The organism is Pseudomonas sp. LBUM1666 (genome assembly GCF_059695775.1).
On the sequence record NZ_CP166789.1, the window covers coordinates 4426491 to 4449385 of the forward strand.

The following is a 22895-nucleotide window of genomic DNA, read 5'->3' on the forward strand; positions in this document are numbered from 1 at the left end:
AAAGCTGGTGCCTATTCGGAAAAGTTGCATGCGCCAGCTAGAGAGAGCGAGTATGCCATAAGCTCATATTTAGTAACTGTTTTCACGAGTAAGCTCGGGCGAGATTCTTTCTGCTGCCCTGGGATCCTACATCGCATCGGGGCGCCTACTACGCTCCCAATGGGGTATTTAGCGGGCTTTCACCCCAAATCACCCGCGACCACCATACCCAGGCTGGCTGCACTTATTACGCAACGTGGATTTGCCCCTACAAAACCGGACACCAACTCCCTGTTAAATTAATGCGGCTGCCAAGCGCCTGAACTCTCTCCGTGAGCGATAGTTCAAGGCGCTGTGCGGATGCTGCTCGTTGTAGTGTTCGAAGGCAATCGCCAGGTTACGCAACGCCGTTTCTCGATCTGGCTTGGGCATGTGCGCCACACAGTCACGCTTGATCGTCTTCACGAAGCTCTCGACCATGCCGTTGCTCTGCGGGCTGCGAACTGAGGTGGTCACCGGTTGCAAACCGATCTGCCGAGCAAACAGGCGTGTCTGTTCGGCGGTGTACGCCGAGCCGTTGTCGCTTAGCCATTGCACCGGCGTGGCGGGCAGTTGATCACCAAAGCGCTTCTCCACGCTTTCCAGCATCAAATCGCGAATATCATCGCCGCTGTACCCGGTCGGGCTCGCAGCGGAACTCAAAGCCGTCCGAGCACCAACGCGTATCCCTGGTTTCCACGGCAATACGGCCTTCGTGCCGACGCGGCACGTCGGCTGTTTGATCCGGCGTTCAAGCAAAAGGTTGTGGTCACGCATCACCCGGTAAACCCGCTTCACATTGAACGCGGGCAGCAACCGGGCTTCACGGGCGCGACGCAGCAATCCCCAGACACGGCGGTAGCCATAGCTGGGAAGCTCGCTGACCTGTTGCTGGATTTCGACCACCAGCGCAGCATCGTCCACAGGCCTGCTTCGCCGTACTTTGGGCGATACCGATTGCTTGATTCGAACCGTTAATTGCGAGCGCGCCACACCGAGACATTCGCTGACCAGCGTCACTGGTCGTCCCCCGGCAACAAGGGTAAGTGCGCAATCCATTTTCGCGACCGGGCGATCTCCACGGCGTCTTTGAGGATTTCTGCTTCCATCGTTTTCTTGCCCAGCATCCGTTGCAGTTCACGGATCTGCTTTAGCGCGTCGCTCAGCTCGGACGCAGGCACCACCGCTTCACCGGCACTGACCGCCGACAGGCTGCCGTCCTGATAAAGCTTGCGCCACAGGAATAGCTGATTGGCATTGATGCCGTTGCGCCGAGCCACCACCGAAACGCTTTACCCTGGCTCAAGACTCTCGCGAACCATGGTCAATTTTTGCTCTGGGCTACAGCGGCGACGCCGCTCCTGGCCCAAAAGCTCCCCACTCTTATCGTTGCTGTTAGTCATAAACATAACCGTTTGCCTATCCCTTATCGTAAGGGGGAAACGGTGTCCTGTCTTTCATGGGGCTCGTTCACAACGCACCCTGCCTGACGTATCAAGAAAAAAGGCCGGTCAATGACCGGCCTCTGGCGTAATCTACGAGCTTACTTCACCTCGAGCTTCTCGCGGTTCTTATCGAGAATCGCCTTACCGATCCCCTTCACCTCAAGCAACTCATCCGCAGACCCAAACGGGCCATTAATATCACGATATGCAACAATCGCCTGAGCCTTCGCCTCACCCACCCCGACCAGCCTTAGCTGCAACGTCGACGCATCAGCGCTGTTCAGATCGACCTTGCCGGACTGAGTCTTGGGGGCAGCTTCCATTACCACCGGTGCATTGACAGCTTCGGTTTTTGCCGCCGGGGCTGCTGCGACAGCAATAGAGATGCTGGTGAGAAGGGCAAAAACCAGAGAGTATAAATGGCCAGTACGCATATGTGACGCTCCATGACATCGATTTAAGAAAGCAGCTTTTCCGAAGCTGCTCTCTAAACGTAGGTGATGTTTGGAGCCTGTCAAAAATGCGCTTGTTACTGAATATGAAACAATCAGGGCTCAAGGCGACGTTGCTGATAGATCCAGTCGACGATTTCACCATCGGGTGCATAGCCGCTAACAGAGTCTCGCAAGAGCTGGCGCACGCGCGCGTAGTCGTCTTGTTCGACAGCAGCCAAGAGATCCTTCAACCTCGCTTTAAGCACATCCCATGGCAGATGGTCTTCGTTGGCGCTCATGATCATCGGGTGGGAAGTGGCCACAACGCCATCGCCGATCAGCAACTCTTCATACAATTTCTCACCTGGACGCAAACCACTGAACTCGATGGCTATATCGCCATGAGGATTGCGATCCGAGCGAATGCTCAAGCCGGAAAGGTGAATCATTTTCTCGGCCAGCTCGGCAATTTTCACCGGTTCACCCATATCAAGTACGAAAACGTCACCACCTTGCCCCATTGAACCGGCCTGGATCACCAGTTGCGCAGCTTCGGGAATGGTCATGAAGTAGCGCGTGATTTTCGGATGTGTAACCGTCAACGGCCCACCCGACTTGATCTGCTGGTGGAACAGCGGAATCACCGAGCCCGACGAACCCAGCACGTTACCGAATCGCACCATGGTAAATCGAGTCTTGTTGACCTGAGATACGTTACTGACATCACCAAAAAGTACCGGTGCAGCTTCGCGACTGAGCGCTTGCAATGTCATCTCGGCCAAGCGCTTGGTGCTGCCCATGACATTAGTCGGGCGAACGGCCTTGTCGGTGGAAATCAGGACGAAATTGGAGACTCCGGCTTGCAAAGCCGCTTGTGCGGTATTGAGTGTGCCGATGACGTTGTTGAGAACGCCTTCGGCGATGTTGTGCTCGACCATCGGGACATGTTTGTAGGCCGCTGCATGGTAGACCGTATCAACATGCCAGGTTTTCATTACATCCAGCAGCTTAGCCTCATGACGTACCGATCCCAATATCGGCAGTAGCTTGACCGACAGCGATTCGCGGCTGATACGCTGTTCCAACTCGGACAGAATGCTGTAGAGATTGAACTCACTGTGCTCGAATAGCAGCAATGTCTTCGGCCGCGCGCCCAGAATCTGACGACAAAGCTCTGATCCGATAGAACCGCCCGCCCCTGTCACCAGAACACATTGATCCTCAATGCAACGGGAGAACAGGTCTTCCTGCGCAGGAACAGTGTCGCGGCCAAGCAAGTCGGCAATATCCACTTCCTGAATATCGTCGACCTTGACCCGTCCACTGGCCAGGTCCATGAAACCCGGAACGGTACGCACGTGCAGCGGAAAATTCTCGAGAAAACTAAGTATCTCTCGACGCCGAGCTCGGGTTGCCGAGGGTACTGCCAGTAAAATTTCCTGCGCGCCCGTCGAATCGATCAACTGCTGTATATGTTTAGGGGTGTAAACCTGCAGTCCCGCAATAACCCTGCCAGCGATGCTGCGGTCATCGTCTATGAACGCAACCGGACGCATCAGCCGTCCCATCCGCAGGGCGACCACTAGCTGATTGCCGGCAGACCCTGCGCCATAAATGGCCACCTTGGGCAAGCCGTCATCGCGACTGGTGAAGGGCACATGCTGAGCAGCTGCAAACCAATCGCCCAAAAAGTACTGGCGCATCGCCAAGCGCAAGCCGCCGATCATCACCAGGCTCAGCCACCAATAGTTGAAAATAACCGAGCGCGGAACGACCGGCTTATGATTGCTGTACCCATAAACGATGACTGCGAGTAACAGCGCAGAAAGGCTGACCGCCTTGATGATAGCGATCAACGCATCGTTGCCGAAATAACGCATGACGGCACGATACAAACCAAAACGAATGAACAACGGAATAGCAACAATCGGAGCACTGATAAACAGCCAGCGATGTTCTTCCCAAGGATTGATCAGGTCATCGATGCCAAGGCGCACGACAAATGCCATCCATAGCGCAAGCCAGACTAGCAAAATGTCGCAGATGACCTGAATCAGTCGTTTTTTCCTACGCGACAGGCCTAGCAGGAATGCTCGTGCTCTTTCCATAAATCCCTCGTAAAACCTAGACCGTTCTTTGACCGAATAGCGACCTGCGGACCGTCAGTTCCAAAGTCAAAAGGCATGCCATTACGGTTCGACCTCTACTCAAAATAAACCTGCTGCCAGCCCATCCTATGCGACTCTGCTTTTGACACGCTTTTGCTCTAAACGAGACTCAAAACTCTGAACGAACTCGGTAGAACGAAAAGCGTGATCGAAAGTTCAACCGCGCTGCGCTTCTTGCATGACTTCGCGCAAGACTTGACACGTCTTGTCAATTTCCAAGGACGTCAATGTCGGATGCACCATGAACATCAAACTGGTCTCACCCAACTGCATGGCAACCGGCAAACGCTCCTTCGGACGCCATTGCGTATTGTCGAATGCCTTTTCCAGATAGACCTCAGAGCACGAACCTGAAAAGCAGGGAACTCCGCGCGCAACAATCTCATTGAGAATACGGTCGCGGGTCCAATCTGCTTTCAACGCCTGTGGCTCGACGAATACATAGCACTTGTAAGCAGCATGCAAGCAATCCTCCGGGATGGCAGGCACTCGCAATCCGGCTAATTGATCAGCGGCGGCCCAGATTCTACGAGCATTGGTCAAACGCGCCTCGTGCCATTGATCCATACGCCGCAGTTGAATGCGCCCCAATACTCCCTGCGCTTCCAGCATCCGCCAGTTGGTACCGAAACTTTCGTGCAACCAACGAAAACCGGGGGCGTGCTCACGCTCGTAGACTGCCTCCCAGCTCTTGCCATGATCCTTGTACGACCACATGTCCGACCACAAATCGCGATCATTGGTAGTGACCATCCCGCCTTCGCCACCGGTAGTCATGATCTTGTCCTGGCAGAAAGACCAGGCGCCGACATGACCGATAGAGCCGACCGGGCGCCCTTTGTATTTTGCGCCATGGGCCTGGGCACAGTCTTCGATCACCCTGAGATCATGCTTCTCGGCCAAGGCCATGATCGGATCCATGTCACAAGGCCAACCCGCCAGATGGACGCAGACAATTGCCCGGGTGCGCGGTGTCAACACAGCGGCAACGGTCTGTGCGGTAATATTCTGCGAATCCGGGTCCACATCGGCAAAAACAGGTATCGCACCGGCATTGACGATGCTGGACACCGATGCAAGGAAAGTTCGGGAGGTCACAACAACCTCGTCCCCGGTCCCAATGCCCAATGCCTGGAATGCGAGGTCCAAAGCGACCGTGCCGTTTGTCAAGGCGACAGCATGGTGCGTTCCACTCCAGGCAGCGAATTCTTTCTCGAATTCACGGCACTCCTGCCCGGTCCAGTAATTGACCTTGTTGGATAGAATGACGTCACGTACTGCGTTGGCTTCTTCTTCGGTAAAAGAAGGCCAAGGAGAAAAAGGAGAGTTCAGCACAGCCCACACCCATTGGTTTCAAGATGAAAATTCAGAAAAATCACTCGTTTACATCCAATTCGACGCATGCCTCTAGCATAGTCGATCTGTGCTCACCGTTGAAATGACCTTGGCGGGCACACCAACAACCACTACTCCATCAGACACATCAGTTACCACTGACGCCCCAGCCCCGACAACGACGTCACTGCCAATCCTGATCATTTGCCTCACACTGGCACCTATTCCGATCCAACTCCGCTCACCTACGCTGACAGCACCGGCCAACCTGGCGCCCGGGCTGACATGGACAGCGTCCCCCAAAACACAATCATGGTCGACGCTACATCCAGTATTGAGAATCGCTCCGAGTCCAACCTTTGCATCGGCATTGACCACCGCCCCAGCGAAAACGACGGAGCCAGGACCAATGGTGGCATATTGACTAACGACCGCCATCGGATGAATCAACGACACCGTTGGAGCGGTCGCGCCGATCAGGGATGCCAGCTTCATATGGCGGACCTTGTTATTTCCAATTGCAACAACGACACCCTGGTAATTCTGGAGTCGAGCGTACATCGCCGCCGAATCACCCACTACGAGCCAACTGCCATTACGCGTGAGGCCGGGCCATGCATCGTCGTAAAAGTCCACCTGGTCCCAGCCGCAGCATTGCGCGGTATCGGCCACGACTTTTCCATGACCGCTGGCCCCCAGAACCGCCAGTTTTTTCATGGTTTATTACCGGTGAATTTGGACATGGTGACATTGTCGTCCGCACTGATACCTTCTTTGACAACCACCTTCTTCACCGTCATGAAAATGATCTTGAGGTCAAGCCGAAAGGATTGATTCTCTACATACCAGACATCCAGTTTGAATTTTTCGTCCCAACTCAACGCATTGCGGCCATTGACTTGCGCCCACCCGGTCACACCTGGACGAACTTCATGGCGGCGGTTCTGCTCCGCGCTGTATAGGGGCAGATACTCCATTAGCAACGGACGTGGCCCGACCAGGCTCATTTCTCCCTTAAGAACATTCCACAGCTCCGGCAACTCATCCAGACTGCTGGCACGGAGGAAGCTGCCGAAAGGGGTCATTCGCTCTGAATCCGCCAGAGGATGGCCATCGGAATCCACGGCATCGCGCATCGTCCGAAACTTCACCATTTCGAAGGGTTTCCCATCACGTCCCGGGCGGACCTGCCTGAACAGTACCGGTGAGCCGAGTTTTTTGCGGATATTCCAGGCAACTATAGCCATCACAGGAGCCAGGAGTATGAGGGCGCATAATGAAGCACTGATATCAATGAACCGTTTGAACATTAGTTAACCCGAATGTTGATTAGATGCGCGTGTGTATCAATGCTGCTCGCGCCTGCGACCGAGAGTATTCCACCAAGCGATCAGTGCGCAGCGTCTTGGTTGCGTGTATGCCGATTCATCATGGAAAGCCACCGATAGCGGCAAAATGTGGCCCTATGCGCGTTCAAAACCTGGAAGCAACACACAATGATCGAAAACGGGTCCCGCTTACAGGTGTCACGACAGGTGCTAAAAACGACCCAATAACTCTCAAGTTAGACACCAACGGTAAAAACTCGACCCCAACCAGTTGCCGGTATCGTTACATCATTTCCGGCACCATCGTTCAGACAGGAGATGCAGGTACCAAAAGCGAAAAATTTTGACAACCATAATTTCACCCGTCAAGCAATGAATAGCACTGGCCACTATTCACATTGTTCCTGAAAGTAAAGTATCGCCTGGCGAGCCGGCATCGGCCGAATCAACCATTGCAGCCTCGGGCTTTTTTTGCGCCAGTCTATTCGCACACACCCCGGACAAACCGATGATGACTGGTAGCTTCTTGCCTTGCGCATTGGTGCAATCGAGGCGCCTGCAAGAGCTAAGCATCCGGCCCGCCAGTGCCCATCAACTTATGCTACTTGCCAGAGCCGATCTATCCAGTATCATTCCCCACCTTCCAGCCTACGTGCCTTGCTGCTCGCAGCCCTGTCTGCTTCCTCGATGGCCTAGAGTCCTGCATCTGCAGCTAGTACTCACACGAGGGGGGCGGACCAGCCAGGAAATCGCTTCCGATGGTTCACAAACCACAACATTCCTGCGATCCAGACTATTCCCGGATGGAAACCGGAACGTTGAGATCATTACGCATTCAGCATAGGGAGATGGAATTGAATAGTTGGCTGAAAAAATCCCTTGCGCTGTATTCAGCAAATGGTCTGAATTTCCTACTGAATATTCTGATTATCCCTATCCTTGTTTACTACATCGGCTTTCAAGGTTATGGATTCTATTCTGTATATATCATTCTCTCGAGCACCCTGCTGTTCCTTGATTCGGCATTATCAAAGTCGGCGGTCAGCAGCATTTACTCGGTAAAGGAAGAGCAGCGCGCTCAGCTCGTCAGTTCCACTCAAGCGGCTTACATCACCGCAGGTATTGTGCTGCTACTGGCGACCCCGATGATTTCCAAGGGCATCTCGGCCCTGTTCCCGCTGCGTACCGACCAACTGGACCTGGCGTATTGGATCGGCGCCGCGGCGGTCGTCGAATACGTACTGGCGCTGCCTGGCCAGTATTTCCAGATGCTCAATGTTCTACGGTCACGACACTTTGCCTACGCGCAGTATCAATTGTGCATCCAGTTAAGCCGTTTCTTTGCGGTGGCGATTGTTGCCGCCGCGACACATCAGATCGAGTGGGTGCTGGCCGCCGTTGTTCTCAGGAAGATTCCCGACTACCTGATTCTGTGGCTGTTCTGGCGCAAACAGGAAGCCGAACCCCGCACCCCGGTCGCATGGCCCTTGGTAAGTGCGCTCTATCGACAGGCGGCGCCGATCATCGGAGTCGCTCTCTTGCAAGTGCTCGCGACCGAATTCATATCCATTTATGTCAGCCACGCCTACGGCGCTGAAACACTGGGCAAGTACAGATCCGTCTACGACGTGCTGAACAAGATCTGGTTCGTTGCGACCCTTTATCCGGTCCTGGTCTATCCAAAGATTTGCGAGTGGCTGGCCGATACGCACAAAAAGGCGTGGCTCAAGGACATGATGTCGTACCTGACCCTGGGAAGTGCGCTGATTTACGGTGCTCTCACGCTCACGGGTCTCGCCATCTACCCGTTTTTGGCTCAATGGTTTCCACCGCTGCAAGAGGCCGCTCCATTCGTTGCGGGACTGCTTGCCGGGATCTGCATGTCCGGACATGTCCGCCTCGGATATGAATTTTTGCAGGCGCAAAAAGATGCAGGCGCTGCACTTCTGATCAACCTGCTCTCACTGGGAGCCGGTGCCGCCACCCTGTTCGCTTTCTACGGCCATGCAACAAGAGAGATCGGCTGGGCCTGGTTCACTTCTCAATTGCTGGCTGTCGTAATTGTCGACATACGTAACGCTATACTCTTGTCTTCCTCACTCCGTAAATCAGCAATCGGACTATTGCCCTGGCTCGGTGTAGGTATTGCGGTATTTATAACAACGTCACTCCACGGCATTGAAGGTGCAGTTGTTTCACTGCTTCTGCTTGCTGCTTTCATGAGCTGCCTCGCCTTTCTAGCGAAGCGTTTGCGTGACCTAAGGCAGGTAAAATGCGCAAAATAAACTACATCTCGATCGGCGCCGCGCTGATCGTTTTTGCCTCCGTGGCGACAGTGCTGCGCTTCGGCAATCTGCCAATCGGCATCGGCGAGCTTGCTGTCATTCTGCTATTTCTCTGGGCCCTGCGTTACAGGCATGCCCTGCGCTACCTGACACACCCCATCATGCTCTTCTGGATGGGCTTCATTGCGATTGCGACAGTAGCGGCGCTACTCAGCCCTCTCCAGGGAGCCAGCTCTGCCCACACGGCTGCTGCCTATGTGTATACGGGTTGTTTCTCACTCATGGCGCTGGCCTGCATCGAGCAGACGACAGAACAGGAGTTCACTAGTTTCATCAAGGCTCTGGGCGTGATCCCGGTCGTGTTGCTGGTTATCCCGTTCCTCTGTTTCCTGACGGACTCCAACGAGCTGGCTGAATTGTTCAGGATCAATACGGATTACCCTTCACGCCTTTCCGCCTGGTCTACCAACCCCAACCAGCTCGCACTGCTGCTGCTACCGATTCCAATCTGGCTAATGGCGGTTTACCGTGACTCGAACTGGCAAGGCGCCCGCTGGCTATGCAACTTCCTGCTTCTGTGGGCGTTTTTCTTCCTCGGAATATGCGTGCGCAGTGATGCACTACTGCTCGCCTGGTGCATTGGATTGCCGCTCCTGACGGTCGTAGCGGCTCTTTGGGTGAAACGGATCAACTGGAAAATGTTCGCAACGATGCTCGTCGCTTTCGTTCTGGCATTTGGCACATTCAAAGTCATGATCGATGGGCCGGGCCGGCAACAGCTCCTCAAGGCCGAGTCAGTTATCGTCAGCGCCGTTTCCTCGATGTTTGGTGAAGCCAGTCCGGAAAAACCCAAAAAAGCGTTCGCTCCGGGCAAATCGGACTCCGTCATCGGTGTCGGCTTCGACGAGAACAAGGGCGGCGTGCGCAAAACCCTATGGATCCATGCCTATGAAGCATGGCTGCAATCCCCCATCATCGGACATGGTCCAGGCGCATTCTCCTATCTGGAAGACTCATCAAAGAAGGAAGAGGCCCACAACCTTGGTTTCGACATGCTGACCCAGGTCGGAATCGCAGGCGTGCTACTGTTTGCCGCTTTGTACCTGTGGCTTCTCCTCAAGGCGTATCAAGCCCGAGACCCTTACTCGCTGGCGGTACTGATCGTTCTGATGCTTTTCTCCGGGGCTCACTTCATGCTTCGGCAGCCTGTGTTCAGTCTCTACATGATCATCTGTGCGCTAGCGATCAAAAATGGCAGCTTCACTGCGTTGCGCGAGAAGCCTCAATCCAACTGATTACAATGAGATTGTTCGATGTGCGGTATTTCAGGGTTCTGGCACCCTAACAGCCAAGGCAGGTACGACGGGCCAACAGCTCTCACCCGCATGACCAACGCTATTGTCCACCGTGGTCCCGATGATGCTGGCGCCTGGGACAATGGCGCCGGACTGTTCCTGGGCCACCGACGACTTGCGATCGTCGACCTGAGTTCGGCCGGGCACCAGCCAATGGCATCGCCAACAGGCCGATACGTCATTGTCTTCAATGGTGAAATCTACAATTTCCAGGCACTGCGCAAAGCGCTCGATGCGGCACATCAGAGCCCATTGCCATGGCGTGGCCACTCGGATACCGAGGTCATGCTGGCGGCATTCGAACATTGGGGTATCCAAGAGACCTTGCGCAGACTGGTCGGCATGTTTGCACTGGCGGTATGGGATCGCACACGAGAAACCCTGACACTTGCGCGAGACCGGATCGGCGAAAAACCGCTTTATTACGGCCTGAAGAAAGGCGTACTGCTCTTCGCATCGGAATTGCAGGCGCTCGAGGCGCACCCGAGTTTTGACGCAGAAATTTCACGCGACAGTTTGGCCTTGCTCCTGAAGTATGCGTATGTGCCGTCGCCACACTCCATTTATGAAGGCATTCACAAATTGCCACCCGGCACGTGGATCGAACTCAACCGCGCCGCCCTGGACAGTGGCACAATGGGAACGCCTCAAGCCTATTGGGAGCTGCCCACTTCGCAGCCCCTGAGCAATGCATCGCTTTCCGACGCCGAAGCAATCGACCAGCTCCACGAACTGATGCGCACAACGATACGCGACCAAATGGTCGCCGATGTCCCCCTCGGTGCATTCCTGTCCGGAGGCATCGACTCGACGCTAATCGTCAGTTTGATGCAATCGCTGTCAGCTCAAAAGGTAAAGACCTTTACCATCGGTTTCGACAACCCCGGCTACAACGAGGCCGAGCACGCAAAAGCTGTGGCCCGCCATCTTGGCACCGACCATACCGAACTCTATGTGTCTGGCACGGATGCTCTGAATGTTGTACCGAAACTGCCTGACATCTACGGCGAACCCTTTGCCGACTCGTCGCAGATACCCACCTATCTTGTTTCTCAAATGGCACGTAGCCACGTCACAGTGAGTTTGTCTGGAGACGCCGGTGATGAACTGTTCGGCGGATACAATCGCTATCAGTACTTGCCCAACGTATGGCGCAAGCTGAGCCGCGTTCCAGGACCTGCACGCAAGCTGGCTGCCCGAATGATCGAGTCCGCCTCGCCGAATCGCTGGGATTCCATCGCCAACGGATTGAATCCGGTTACCCCGGCAAGCCTGCGTGTCCGCTTGCCTGGCGAGAAGCTGCACAAACTCGCGGGTGTCATGCGGCACGACTCTGCCAGCCAGATGTATGACCACGTGGTATCCCAGTGGCAAAATGCGTCCGATGTGGTCATTGGCGCAAACTTGCCTGGCCTGGCATCCGTTGGTAGCAGCGATTTCGCCTCCTGGATGATGCGCCAGGACACCCTGACCTATCTGCCGGATGACATACTGGCCAAAGTCGATCGCGCAGCAATGGCGGTCAGCCTGGAAACCCGTGTGCCGTTTCTGGACCATCGAATCGTCGAATTCGCCTCAACATTGCCCATGTCGCTGAAAATCCGCAATGGCAGCACCAAGTGGATACTGCGCCAGCTACTCTATCGCTATGTTCCACGTGAACTCATCGAACGCCCGAAAATGGGCTTCGGTATCCCGCTACACGATTGGCTCCGCGGTCCATTGCGCGACTGGGCCGAATCCCTGCTGGACCCACAACGATTGGCAAGCGAAGGTTATTTCGCAACTGGACCTGTTCGCGCCGTTTGGGAAAGACACCTTCGAGGGCAGGGAAACTACCAGCAGCAGCTTTGGCCTGTGCTGATGTTCCAGGCATGGCTCGATCGAAAACGAATCATCTGAATAAAAGCTTCCATTAATAGAGGAAAATCCATGCATCTGAGAAAGATATCTGTGGTCGGGCTGGGTTATGTAGGACTGCCGGTGGCTGTAGCGTTTGGCAAGCACGGACCGGTAATTGGCTTCGATATCAACGAAGGCCGTCTGCAGGAACTTCGCGCGGGAAAGGATCGTACAAACGAGATCACCAGTGATGAGCTGGCACAGACGCAAATCGAATTCACCAGCAAGACAGATGTCCTTGCCAAGGCAGATTTTCATATCGTAGCGGTCCCTACGCCAATCGACGATGCTCACCAGCCCGATCTGACGCCGGTGGTAAAGTCATCCGAAACCGTTGGTAAAGCGCTCAAAAAGGGCGATATCGTCGTTTATGAATCGACTGTTTACCCCGGTGTCACAGAGGATATCTGCGTTCCGATCCTCGAGCGCGTCTCAGGCTTGAAATGCGGCACAGACTTCACCGTGGGCTATAGCCCGGAGCGCATCAACCCGGGCGACAAGGAGCACACGTTCACCAAGATCAAGAAGGTGGTCTCCGGACAAGACGCCGCCACACTTGAAATTGTCGCCGACGTGTACTCCTCCGTGGTCACGGCTGGCGTTTACAAAGCCGCATCCATCAAAGTCGCCGAAGCCGCCAAGGTGATCGAAAATACACAGCGCGACCTGAACATCGCACTGATGAATGAACTGGCACTGATCTTTGACCGCATGGGCATCGATACCCTCGACGTTCTGGAAGCAGCCGGGACCAAGTGGAACTTCCTTAAATTCAAACCCGGACTAGTAGGCGGGCACTGCATCGGCGTGGACCCTTACTACCTGACGCACAAGGCCGAGAAGCTCGGTTACATCCCTCAGGTCATTCTGGCCGGTCGTCGCATCAATGACAGCATGGGAGCCTTTATTGCCCAGCAGACGATCAAGCAGATGATCCATGCCGGTCACCCGATTGCTGGTGCCGTAGTCACAGTGCTTGGCCTGACCTTCAAAGAGAACTGCCCCGACCTGCGCAACTCCCGCGTCATCGACATCATTCGTGAACTCGAGGATTTCGGTGTCAAGGTACAAGTCTTCGACCCCGAGGCGGCGTCGGCAGAGGCCCTGCACGAGTATGGCGTCTCGCTCCTCAAACTTGACGAACTGCAGCCTGCTGCAGCAGTCGTAGTCGCCGTTGCACATGAAGCCTATGCACGCTGGACACACGACGAGTACCTGAAGCTTATGCATAACGCCCCTGTCGTCATCGATGTCAAAGGTGTTTGCGACGGTCCGGCCCTGGAAAGGGCTGGAGCACGATTCTGGCGCCTTTAAGGGAGACTGGCATGAACACATACGAAACACTGCGTAAAGAGTTAGCGGCCGCGCCGCGCACCTGGCTCGTAACTGGCGTGGCGGGCTTCATCGGCTCGAACTTGCTCGAGACGCTGCTCCACCTGAACCAGCGCGTGATCGGCCTGGATAACTTTGAAACCGGCCACCAAAGCAATCTTGATTTGGTGCAGCAGGCTGTTCCAGACACAGATTGGGCACAGTTCAAGTTCGTGCAAGGCGACATTCGCAAACTGGAAGACTGCCAGCGTGCCCTTGAAGAAGGCGTCGACTACGTTCTTCACCAGGCAGCGCTGGGCAGTGTCCCCCGCTCGCTGGAAGACCCGATCCGTACCAACAGCACAAACATCGATGGCTTCCTGAACATGCTCGTCGCCAGCCGCGATGCCGGTGTCAAGCGCTTCGTCTATGCCGCTTCAAGCTCCACGTATGGCGACCATCCTGACCTGCCCAAGGTAGAGGATCGAATAGGTCGGCCGCTATCACCCTATGCCGTCACCAAATACGTTAATGAGTTGTATGCAGATGTGTTTGCACGCTGCTATGGATTACAGACCATTGGGCTGCGGTACTTCAACGTATTCGGCCCAAGGCAGGATCCTGATGGCGCGTATGCGGCTGTCATTCCAAAGTGGTTTGGTGCCCTGCTCCGCGACGAAGCCATTCAAATCAACGGCGACGGCGAAACCAGTCGAGACTTTTGCTTCGTTGCCAATGCTGTCCAGGCCAATCTGCTGGCGGCAACGACCCAAGACACCGAGGCTGTAAATCAGGTGTACAACGTAGCTGTTGGTGACCGCACTACATTGAACGAACTGTTTTCCCATATCCGTGATCTTGTCTCTGCCAACAAGCCCGAGCTCAAAAACGTGAACCCGGTATACCGCGACTTCAGAGCCGCCGATGTGCGCCACTCTCAAGCGGACATCAGCAAGGCGCAATCATTGCTCGGCTATACGCCAACACATCGCATTGCAGCCGGACTGCAAGATTCTGCGGCCTATTACACAACCCACGTAGGCAAGCATGTCTAAGATTGTTGTCATTGCCGGGCTTGCCGAATCACTGATTCGGTTTCGCGGGGATCTTCTGGATGCAATGCGAGCGAATGGTCACGAAGTCGCCGCCATTGCCCCTGAGGATGATGATTCTGTTCGTCAACGACTCGCCGAGAAAGGTATTGCTTACCATGTCGTGCCGATGGCACGCGCAGGGTTGAATCCATTCGCGGATCTGCGTTACCTGCTGCAGCTTAGCCGGTGCCTGCGCAAGATAAAGCCCGACGTGGTACTCGCCTATACGATAAAGCCAGTGGTCTATGGCTTACCTGCTGCGCGCCTGGCGGGGGTCCGGCGGCGCTACGCGCTGATTACCGGGCTAGGCTATGCCTTCACCGACGCGGAGAAAAGCTTCAGTCGTAGCCTCGTAAATCGTGTTGCATCGAGCTTGTACCGGTTTGGATTGCGCTTCGCCAATGGTTTGTTCTTCCAGAATCCGGACGACCGACAACTCTTCAAGGACCAGGGACTTTTCAACTCGAACCTCCCGACCTGGATCGTCAATGGTTCCGGGGTCGACACCGAAAGCTTCCCGGTCGCTCCCCTCCCGTATCACCCGAGCTTTTTGTTTGTGGGCAGAGTGCTGCGGGATAAGGGTGTAATTGAGTATGTAGAAGCCGCTCGTGCGTTGAAATCCACCTACCCGCAAGCTGCTTTCCACTTGGTCGGGCCACTGGACTCCAACCCCTCGGGCATTAACGCCGATATCGTTTCAGGCTGGGTAAAAGAGGGAGTCGTCCAGTATCACGGAGCAGTCAGCGATGTGAAGCCATTCCTCGCCGCCTGCAGCATATTCGTACTGCCGTCATACCGTGAGGGGACACCGCGCTCGGTGCTCGAAGCCATGTCTTGTGGCCGGGCCATCATTACCACTGACGCTCCCGGTTGCCGTGAGACGGTTCAGGACGGGGTCAACGGCTTTCTCGTCAGGCCGCGCGACTCGGCCGATCTGGCTACGGCAATGACACGCCTGGCAGGTTCAAATGAGTTGCGTGAGCAAATGGGCCGCACAAGTCGCGAACTGGCTGAGCAAAAGTATGACGTACATCGCGTGAACGCAGCCATGATTGAAGCAATGGAGTTGCGCAGATAGGCGGCTGACCCGGTCCGCCGCGCTGCCAACATCCTGCGCCGGACCTTCCAGACAACGAAACCCACCTCTCATCCGAGATGAGAGGTGCTCTTCCCAAGCCGGTGGTTATTACGTCGGGACATGATCAACCCTAGCAGAGGTCCAACCGCCAACCCCAGCAACAAGGCCCCTAAAATGTAAACTGAGACGGCCAATTGTGGGGTAGACCAGCCAACAAACACCAAAGAAACCGACTGTTGATTCTCGAGAACGAACGCCAGGATCGCCAGAACCAGCAACAGGACTAATACAGCGAGCAGTACGCGCTTGAGATTACGCATGAGCGGATCCTTGAATTGCAGCGACTATCAAAGCCCCTCCTCCTCATCCTCATTCACCCGATCCCTAAGCTCTTTCCCCGGTTTGAAATGCGGCACAAACTTGCCATCGAGACTGACGGACTGTCCGGTTTTTGGATTGCGACCTACGCGCGGTGCGCGGTAGTGCAAGGAGAAGCTGCCAAACCCACGGATCTCGATGCGATCACCGGTGGCCAGACATTGGGACATTTGTTCGAGCATGGTCTTGATGGCCAGCTCTACATCCTTGGATGAGAGCAGCCCTTGATGGGTGACAATTCGTTCGATCAACTCCGACTTCGTCATATTTTTCCCTTCTTTTTCAAGCAGCTAGGAAAATTGCTATCAAGGTTTTAGCATGACCGGAGGAATTTGAACAGCCCATGTTTTTACGTATATCTGCCAGCATCGGGATGCTGGACACGAAAGGCTCTGAAACACTGTCGCGCCATTACCCACTCATCTACAGATAACCAGCATGGTCCGCGCCAGGTAGCCTGCGGGATTGAAGCCAAAGGGGAACTCATCCTCATCTTTGACATCATCGGACCTGGCTACAACGTTGTAGCCCGCTGCCTTGCACTCCTTGTTCGCTCGCTTGCGACACTTTTCCCACCCCGAGCCCAGCCCGGAACAATCGATCTCGATGCCACTGACCCCACGCACCGCGTGAGTCTTGGCATTAGTGCCACAGCCTGCCAGTGTCAGTACCGCTATGACGACAATGAGCTTGTTCATTCACTTCCTTAGGCTGGACACGCCGCCCGACGGTCGTTCGCTTCAAGCTAAAGACTAGCTTTAAATAAACGATTGATCCGATTAAAGAAAGAGACAACTTGCCGGGAGGTTTGGTTTCACGGCAAACAATTGCAGCGCCACGAAACCATCAAAATCACCAAATCACAGGCACAAAAAAGGGCGACCGAAGTCACCCTTTTTCTATGGTCTGACAGAACTTAGTTCTGTTTTTCCATTTGTGCACGCAACAGGTCGCCCAGAGTGGTAGGACCAGCAGCGATGCTATCCGAAGGCTTGTCTTTCAAGCTCTGGATTGCTTCTTTCTCTTCAGCATCGTCTTTCGACTTGATGGAGAGCTGGATTACGCGGCTCTTGCGGTCAACGCTGATGATCTTGGCTTCTACTTCCTGGCCTTCTTTCAGAACGTTGCGCGCGTCTTCAACGCGGTCACGGCTGATTTCGGAGGCTTTCAGAGTCGCTTCGATATCGTCGGCCAGAGTGATGATGGCGCCTTTAGCGTCAACTTCTTTCACGATGCCTTTAACGATTGCGCCTTTGTCGTTCTCTTGAACGTACTCGGAGAACGGATCGCTTTCCAGTTGCTTGATACCCAGGGAGATACGCTCGCGCTCTGGGTCAACCGACAGGATAACGGTGTCCAGCTCGTCGCCCTTCTTGAAGCGGCGAACGGCTTCTTCGCCCACTTCGTTCCAGGAGATGTCGGACAGGTGAACCAGACCGTCGATGCCGCCGTCCAGACCAATGAAGATACCGAAATCGGTGATCGACTTGATGGTGCCGGAGATTTTATCGCCCTTGTTGAACTGGCCAGAGAAATCTTCCCATGGGTTAGATTTGCACTGTTTGATGCCGAGGGAGATACGACGACGCTCTTCGTCGATGTCCAGAACCATAACTTCCACTTCGTCGCCGACTTGTACGACTTTCGAAGGGTGGATGTTCTTGTTGGTCCAGTCCATTTCGGAAACGTGTACCAGGCCTTCAACGCCTTCTTCCAGCTCAGCGAAGCAGCCGTAGTCGGTCAGGTTGGTTACACGAGCGGTAACGCGAGTGCTTTCTGGGTAACGGGCTTTGATAGCAACCCATGGATCTTCGCCCAGTTGCTTGAGGCCCAGGGAAACACGATTGCGTTCGCGATCGTACTTCAGAACCTTGACATCGATCTCGTCGCCAACGTTGACGATTTCGGAAGGATGCTTGATACGTTTCCAAGCCATGTCGGTAATGTGCAGCAGGCCATCGACGCCACCCAGATCGACGAATGCGCCGTAATCGGTGAGGTTTTTGACGATACCTTTGACTTGTTGGCCTTCCTGCAGGGATTCCAGCAGAGCTTCACGCTCAGCGGAGTTCTCGGCTTCGAGGACGCTACGACGGGAAACGACAACGTTGTTGCGTTTCTGGTCAAGCTTGATGACCTTGAATTCCAGCTCTTTGCCTTCCAGGTGCGTGGTGTCGCGCACAGGACGGACGTCAACCAGAGAACCTGGCAGGAACGCACGGATGCCGTTAACGTCGACAGTGAAGCCGCCTTTAACCTTACCGTTGATAACGCCCTTGACCACTTCTTCGGCTGCGAAGGCTGCTTCCAGAACAATCCAGCATTCAGCGCGCTTGGCTTTTTCACGGGACAGCTTGGTTTCACCAAAGCCGTCTTCAACCGAGTCCAGAGCAACGTGAACTTCGTCACCGACGTTGATAGTCAGTTCGCCAGCATCGTTGTAGAACTGCTCAAGCGGGATGAGTGCTTCAGACTTCAGGCCAGCGTGAACGGTTACCCAGCGAGCTTGGTAATCGATATCAACGATAACACCGGTGATGATGGAGCCTGCCTGAAGGTTCAGGGTTTTTAGGCTTTCTTCAAAGAGTTCCGCAAAGCTTTCGCTCATTTTAATTCCTGTTGAATAAGGGCGAAGGATACGCCCATCTCCACGTCCCAGACGACGTGGGTTATGTTCATTAGAAGAAACACCGCAAGACTATGACTGGTCCCCTACGGAGTTTCTTGGTCACCCGGCGATATCGCGAATGGCGATCTCGCTCATGATGCGTTCCAGCACCTGATCGATGGATAATTCCGTGGAATCCAGCTGTATGGCGTCAGCCGCCGGCTTGAGCGGGGCTACCGCTCGCTGGGTGTCACGCTCATCGCGGACACGTATCTCATCTAGCAGACTCGACAGACTAACACCATCGACTTTGCCCTTCAACTGCAAGTATCGACGGCGCGCACGCTCCTCGGCACTGGCAGTGAGGAATATCTTCAGCGGTGCATCGGGGAAAACCACCGTGCCCATGTCGCGACCATCGGCCACCAGACCCGGAGCCTCCTGAAACGCCCGCTGGCGCTGAAGCAGCGCATCACGCACTGCCGGCAGTGCAGCGACCTGTGAAGCCCAGGCGCCGACTTGTTCGTTGCGCAAATCATCAGTGACATCGTCACCTTCGAGAATGATCCGCTGCGGATGACCTTCGGTCGCACCGACGAACTGCACGTCCAGATGAGCGGCCAACAGCTTCAGCGACTCTTCATTGGTCAGATCGACGCCATGATTACGCGCGGCGAATGCCAGCAGACGGTACAGCGCACCGGAATCCAGCAGGCACCAGCCCAGGCGCTTGGCCAGAATCCCGGCAATAGTGCCTTTGCCCGAACCGCTAGGCCCGTCGATGGTGATGACCGGTGGCTTGATGATCACGACTGAGCCTCTTGTGCAACACGGATACCGACCTGCGCGCACAGCGCGAGGAAGTTCGGGAACGACGTCGCGACGTTGGCGCAGTCATGGATGCGGATCGGTGCAGTGGCGCGCAGCGAAGCAACGCTGAATGCCATGGCAATCCGGTGATCGCCGTGCCCGTGCACTTCGCCGCCGCCGATCTGGCCGCCGTCGATGATGATGCCGTCCGGGGTCGGTTCGCATTTGACACCCAGTACCAGCAAGCCATCAGCCATGACCTGAATCCGGTCCGACTCTTTAACCCGCAGCTCTTCGGCGCCACGCAGGATGGTGCGCCCTTCGGCACAGGCTGCGGCCACGAACAGCACCGGGAATTCGTCGATGGCCAGCGGAACCAGCGCTTCGGGAATCTCGATACCTTTGAGTTTAGCTGCACGTACGCGCAGGTCTGCTACCGGCTCACCGCCGACTTCACGCTGGTTTTCCAGGGTGATATCAGCGCCCATCAGACGCAGGATGTCGATCACGCCGGTACGGGTCGGGTTGATGCCGACGTGCTCAAGCACCAGCTCCGAACCTTCGGCGATCGACGCGGCCACCAGGAAGAACGCCGACGACGAGATGTCGCCCGGCACTTCAATGTGGGTCGCGGTCAGCTTGTGGCCGGACTCGACCGAAGCGGTCGCGCCATTGACGGAGACCGGGTAGCCGAAGCCACGCAGCATGCGCTCGGTGTGGTCGCGGGTTGGAGCCGGCTCAGTGACGGTGGTCTTGCCTTCAGCGTACAAACCCGCCAGCAGCAGGCAGGATTTAACCTGGGCACTGGCCATCGGCATGGTGTAGGTCAGGCCTTTGAGCTTGTTGCCGCCGCGAATGGTCATCGGCGGACGACCTTCAGCAGCGGTCTCGATCACAGCGCCCATTTCACGCAGCGGATTGGCCACGCGATTCATCGGACGCTTGGACAGCGAAGCATCGCCCGTCAGCGTGCTATCGAAGTTCTGCGCAGCCAACAGGCCAGACAGCAGACGCATCGACGTGCCGGAGTTGCCCAGATAGATCGGGCCCGGCGCAGGCTTCAAGCCATGCAGGCCGACGCCGTGAATTGTCACGCGACCGTGGTGCGGACCTTCGATCACGACGCCCATGTCGCGGAAAGCCTGCAAGGTTGCCAGGGCGTCTTCGCCCTCGAGGAAACCTTCCACTTCGGTGACGCCTTCAGCCAGGGAGCCGAGCATGATCGAACGGTGGGAAATCGATTTGTCGCCCGGTACTCGAATCCGCCCAGTCAGGCGGCCACCAGGTTGTGCCAGGAAAATCAGGTCGTTGGAATTCATAGCGTCCACATAAGCCCGGCGGGCCAGGATTTTACTGAAATGTTCGCGGGCAACCCGGGCGCGAGTGAAAACGCCCAACAATTGGTGCCCATCCCCTGCATCGACCGCGTCGCGCAAGGCGTCGAGGTCGCTGCGAAATGTATCGAGTGTGCGCAGGACAGCTTCGCGGTTGGCGAGGAAGATGTCGTGCCACATGACCGGGTCGCTACCCGCGATTCTTGTGAAATCGCGGAAACCGCCCGCAGCGTAACGGAAGATCTCAAGGTTTTCATTGCGCTTGGCCAACGAATCGACCAAACCGAACGCCAACAAGTGCGGCAAATGGCTGGTCGCCGCCAACACTTCGTCATGACGCTCGACCTGCATGTGCTCGACATCGGCGCCCAATTCGCGCCACAACCGGTCGACCACTGCCAGGGCTGCCGGATCAGTCTGATCCAGCGGCGTCAGAATCACTTTGTGGCGACGGAACAGCTCTGAGTTAGAGGCTTCCACCCCGCTCTGCTCGGAACCGGCAATCGGATGCCCCGGCACGAAACGCGTCGGCATGCCGCCAAACGCCTCGGTTGCCGCCCGCACCACATTGCCTTTGGCGCTGCCGACGTCGGTCAGAATCGCTTGCCCCAGATCCATGCTGGCCAAGCGGCCGAGCATTTTTTCCATGGCGAGGATCGGTACCGCCAGCTGAATCACGTCGGCGCCCTGACAAGCAACGGCCAGGTCTTCTTCGCAGCGATCCACCACACCCAATTCAACCGCCAGTTTGCGCGACTGCGGGTCGAGATCGACCCCGACCACTTCGCGGCACAGGCCGCTTTCACGCAAACCCTTGGCAAACGAACCGCCGATCAGCCCCAGACCGACCACCACCAGGCGACCGATCATAGGTTCAGCAGATTGCAGTGCAGTGACATCAACCACGAGCCAGAACCTTGGTCAGCGCTTCAAGGAAGCGGCTGTTTTCCGCCGGCAAACCGATGGTGATGCGCAAGTGGTTCGGCATGCCGTAATTGGCCACCGGACGCACGATCACGCCTTCGCGCAGCAAGCCCTGGAAGACTGGCGCCGCAACGCGACCCAGATCGACGCAGATGAAGTTGCCCTTGGACGGAATCCAGCTCAACCCCAGCTCGCGGAAACCCGCTTCCAGTTGCTGCATGCCGGATTCGTTCAGGCGACGGCTTTCAGCCAGGTACTCGGCGTCTTGCAGCGCAGCGCATGCAGCGGCGAGAGCCAGGCTGTTGACGTTGAACGGCTGACGCACGCGGTTCAGCACATCCGCAACCACCGCCGTGGACAAACCATAACCGACCCGCAACGCCGCCAGACCGTAAGCCTTGGAGAACGTGCGCGAAACCAACAGATTCGGATAGGCCGCGAGGAAATCCAGACCATCCGGCAAGTCGCTGCCTTCGGCGTATTCGATGTAGGCCTCGTCCAGCACCACCAGCACGTGTTCCGGTACGTCCTGCAGGAATTCGTCCAGCGCTTCAGCGCCGAACCAGGTCCCGGTCGGGTTGTTCGGGTTGGCGATGAACACCACGCGGGTATCGGCATCGATCGCGGCCAGCATGGCCGACAGATCATGACCCCAGTCTTTCGCAGGAATCACCCGCGCATCAGCACCAACGGCCTGGGTCACGATCGGGTATACCGCGAACGCGTGCTCACTGAACACGGCGTTCAGACCCGGCGCCAGATAGGCACGGGCGACCAGTTCCAGAATGTCGTTGGAACCGTTGCCCAGCGTCACTTGATTGAGCTCGACGCGGCACTGTTCGGCCAGCAGGGTCTTGAGCGCAAAACCGTTGCCGTCCGGATAGCGGGTCAGCTCGGCCAGCGCTTCGTGAATGGCTGCCAGAGCCTTGGGACTGGCGCCCAACGGGTTTTCGTTGCTGGCCAGTTTGACGATGCTGGCCGGATCGATGTCCAGCTCGCGCGCCAGTTCGTCCACGGGCTTGCCCGGAACGTAAGGCGAAAGTTGTTGCACGCCCGGCTGTGCCAGAGCGAGGAAGTCACCACTCATT

18 protein-coding genes and 1 pseudogene are annotated in these 22895 nt (G+C 56.0%); 6 read left to right on the plus strand and 13 right to left on the minus strand.

Features of this window, described 5'->3' with window-relative positions:
• Positions 1-273: 273 nt before the first annotated feature.
• From ACA056_RS20240 to ACA056_RS20265, 6 genes and pseudogenes are all read right to left on the minus strand, one after another.
• Positions 274-1421 (minus strand): annotated as a pseudogene (locus ACA056_RS20240) (transposase).
• A 140-nt stretch (positions 1422-1561) separates the two neighbouring features.
• Positions 1562-1897, minus strand: coding sequence for a ComEA family DNA-binding protein (locus tag ACA056_RS20245; protein WP_497267252.1), 336 nt, complete (start codon positions 1895-1897; stop codon positions 1562-1564).
• Positions 1898-2010: 113 nt separating this feature from the next.
• Positions 2011-4005: a polysaccharide biosynthesis protein gene (locus ACA056_RS20250; RefSeq protein ID WP_497267254.1), complete on the minus strand. Its 1995-nt coding sequence runs from the start codon at positions 4003-4005 to the stop codon at positions 2011-2013.
• 216 nt (positions 4006-4221) lie between these two features.
• Positions 4222-5400, minus strand: coding sequence for a DegT/DnrJ/EryC1/StrS family aminotransferase (locus tag ACA056_RS20255; protein WP_497267256.1), 1179 nt, complete (start codon positions 5398-5400; stop codon positions 4222-4224).
• A gap of 72 nt (positions 5401-5472) precedes the next feature.
• Positions 5473-6117 carry an acetyltransferase gene (locus ACA056_RS20260; RefSeq protein WP_497267258.1) on the minus strand — a complete coding sequence of 215 codons (645 nt, stop codon included), beginning with the start codon at positions 6115-6117 and terminating at the stop codon, positions 5473-5475.
• Positions 6114-6710, minus strand: a complete 597-nt coding sequence (locus ACA056_RS20265; protein WP_497267260.1) for a sugar transferase — start codon at positions 6708-6710, stop codon at positions 6114-6116. The genes ACA056_RS20260 and ACA056_RS20265 overlap by 4 nt, the downstream gene beginning before the upstream one ends.
• Before the next feature lie 872 nt (positions 6711-7582).
• Between ACA056_RS20265 and ACA056_RS20270 the strand changes: the two genes are divergently transcribed.
• The 6 genes from ACA056_RS20270 to ACA056_RS20295 are packed head-to-tail and all read left to right on the plus strand — an operon-like array spanning position 7583 to position 15753.
• On the plus strand, positions 7583-9013 hold the full coding sequence (locus ACA056_RS20270) for a lipopolysaccharide biosynthesis protein (protein WP_497267262.1): 1431 nt from the start codon (positions 7583-7585) through the stop codon (positions 9011-9013).
• A complete protein-coding gene (locus tag ACA056_RS20275) occupies positions 9001-10308 on the plus strand; it encodes an O-antigen ligase family protein (protein WP_497267264.1) in 1308 nt (435 codons plus the stop codon). The genes ACA056_RS20270 and ACA056_RS20275 overlap by 13 nt, the downstream gene beginning before the upstream one ends.
• A gap of 18 nt (positions 10309-10326) precedes the next feature.
• Positions 10327-12270 (plus strand): asparagine synthase (glutamine-hydrolyzing), encoded by a 1944-nt coding sequence (gene asnB, locus ACA056_RS20280; protein WP_497267266.1) that lies wholly within the window; start codon positions 10327-10329, stop codon positions 12268-12270.
• Positions 12271-12306: 36 nt separating this feature from the next.
• Positions 12307-13584, plus strand: a complete 1278-nt coding sequence (locus ACA056_RS20285; RefSeq protein WP_497273576.1) for a nucleotide sugar dehydrogenase — start codon at positions 12307-12309, stop codon at positions 13582-13584.
• An 11-nt stretch (positions 13585-13595) separates the two neighbouring features.
• Positions 13596-14636, plus strand: a complete 1041-nt coding sequence (locus ACA056_RS20290) for an NAD-dependent epimerase/dehydratase family protein (RefSeq protein WP_497267268.1) — start codon at positions 13596-13598, stop codon at positions 14634-14636.
• Positions 14629-15753 carry a glycosyltransferase family 4 protein gene (locus ACA056_RS20295; RefSeq protein WP_497267270.1) on the plus strand — a complete coding sequence of 375 codons (1125 nt, stop codon included), beginning with the start codon at positions 14629-14631 and terminating at the stop codon, positions 15751-15753. The genes ACA056_RS20290 and ACA056_RS20295 overlap by 8 nt, the downstream gene beginning before the upstream one ends.
• 68 nt (positions 15754-15821) lie before the next feature.
• Here ACA056_RS20295 and ACA056_RS20300 read toward each other — a convergent pair whose 3' ends face one another.
• From ACA056_RS20300 to hisC, 7 genes are all read right to left on the minus strand, one after another.
• The gene (locus ACA056_RS20300) at positions 15822-16073 is read right to left on the minus strand and encodes a lipopolysaccharide assembly protein LapA domain-containing protein (protein WP_497267272.1); all 252 of its coding nucleotides are present in this window, start codon (positions 16071-16073) and stop codon (positions 15822-15824) included.
• 27 nt (positions 16074-16100) lie between these two features.
• Positions 16101-16397, minus strand: a complete 297-nt coding sequence (ihfB, locus tag ACA056_RS20305) for an integration host factor subunit beta (RefSeq protein WP_003369729.1) — start codon at positions 16395-16397, stop codon at positions 16101-16103.
• A gap of 153 nt (positions 16398-16550) precedes the next feature.
• Positions 16551-16829, minus strand: coding sequence for a hypothetical protein (locus ACA056_RS20310; protein WP_497267275.1), 279 nt, complete (start codon positions 16827-16829; stop codon positions 16551-16553).
• A gap of 218 nt (positions 16830-17047) precedes the next feature.
• Positions 17048-18739, minus strand: coding sequence for a 30S ribosomal protein S1 (gene rpsA, locus ACA056_RS20315; protein ID WP_008148721.1), 1692 nt, complete (start codon positions 18737-18739; stop codon positions 17048-17050).
• 120 nt (positions 18740-18859) lie between these two features.
• Positions 18860-19549, minus strand: coding sequence for a (d)CMP kinase (gene cmk, locus ACA056_RS20320; RefSeq protein ID WP_008148720.1), 690 nt, complete (start codon positions 19547-19549; stop codon positions 18860-18862).
• Complete coding sequence (locus tag ACA056_RS20325; RefSeq protein ID WP_497273577.1) at positions 19546-21753, minus strand: bifunctional prephenate dehydrogenase/3-phosphoshikimate 1-carboxyvinyltransferase; 2208 nt, start codon at positions 21751-21753, stop codon at positions 19546-19548. The genes cmk and ACA056_RS20325 overlap by 4 nt, the downstream gene beginning before the upstream one ends.
• Before the next feature lie 28 nt (positions 21754-21781).
• On the minus strand, positions 21782-22894 hold the full coding sequence (gene hisC / locus ACA056_RS20330) for a histidinol-phosphate transaminase (protein ID WP_497267278.1): 1113 nt from the start codon (positions 22892-22894) through the stop codon (positions 21782-21784).
• Between the last annotated feature and the right edge of the window lies 1 nt (position 22895).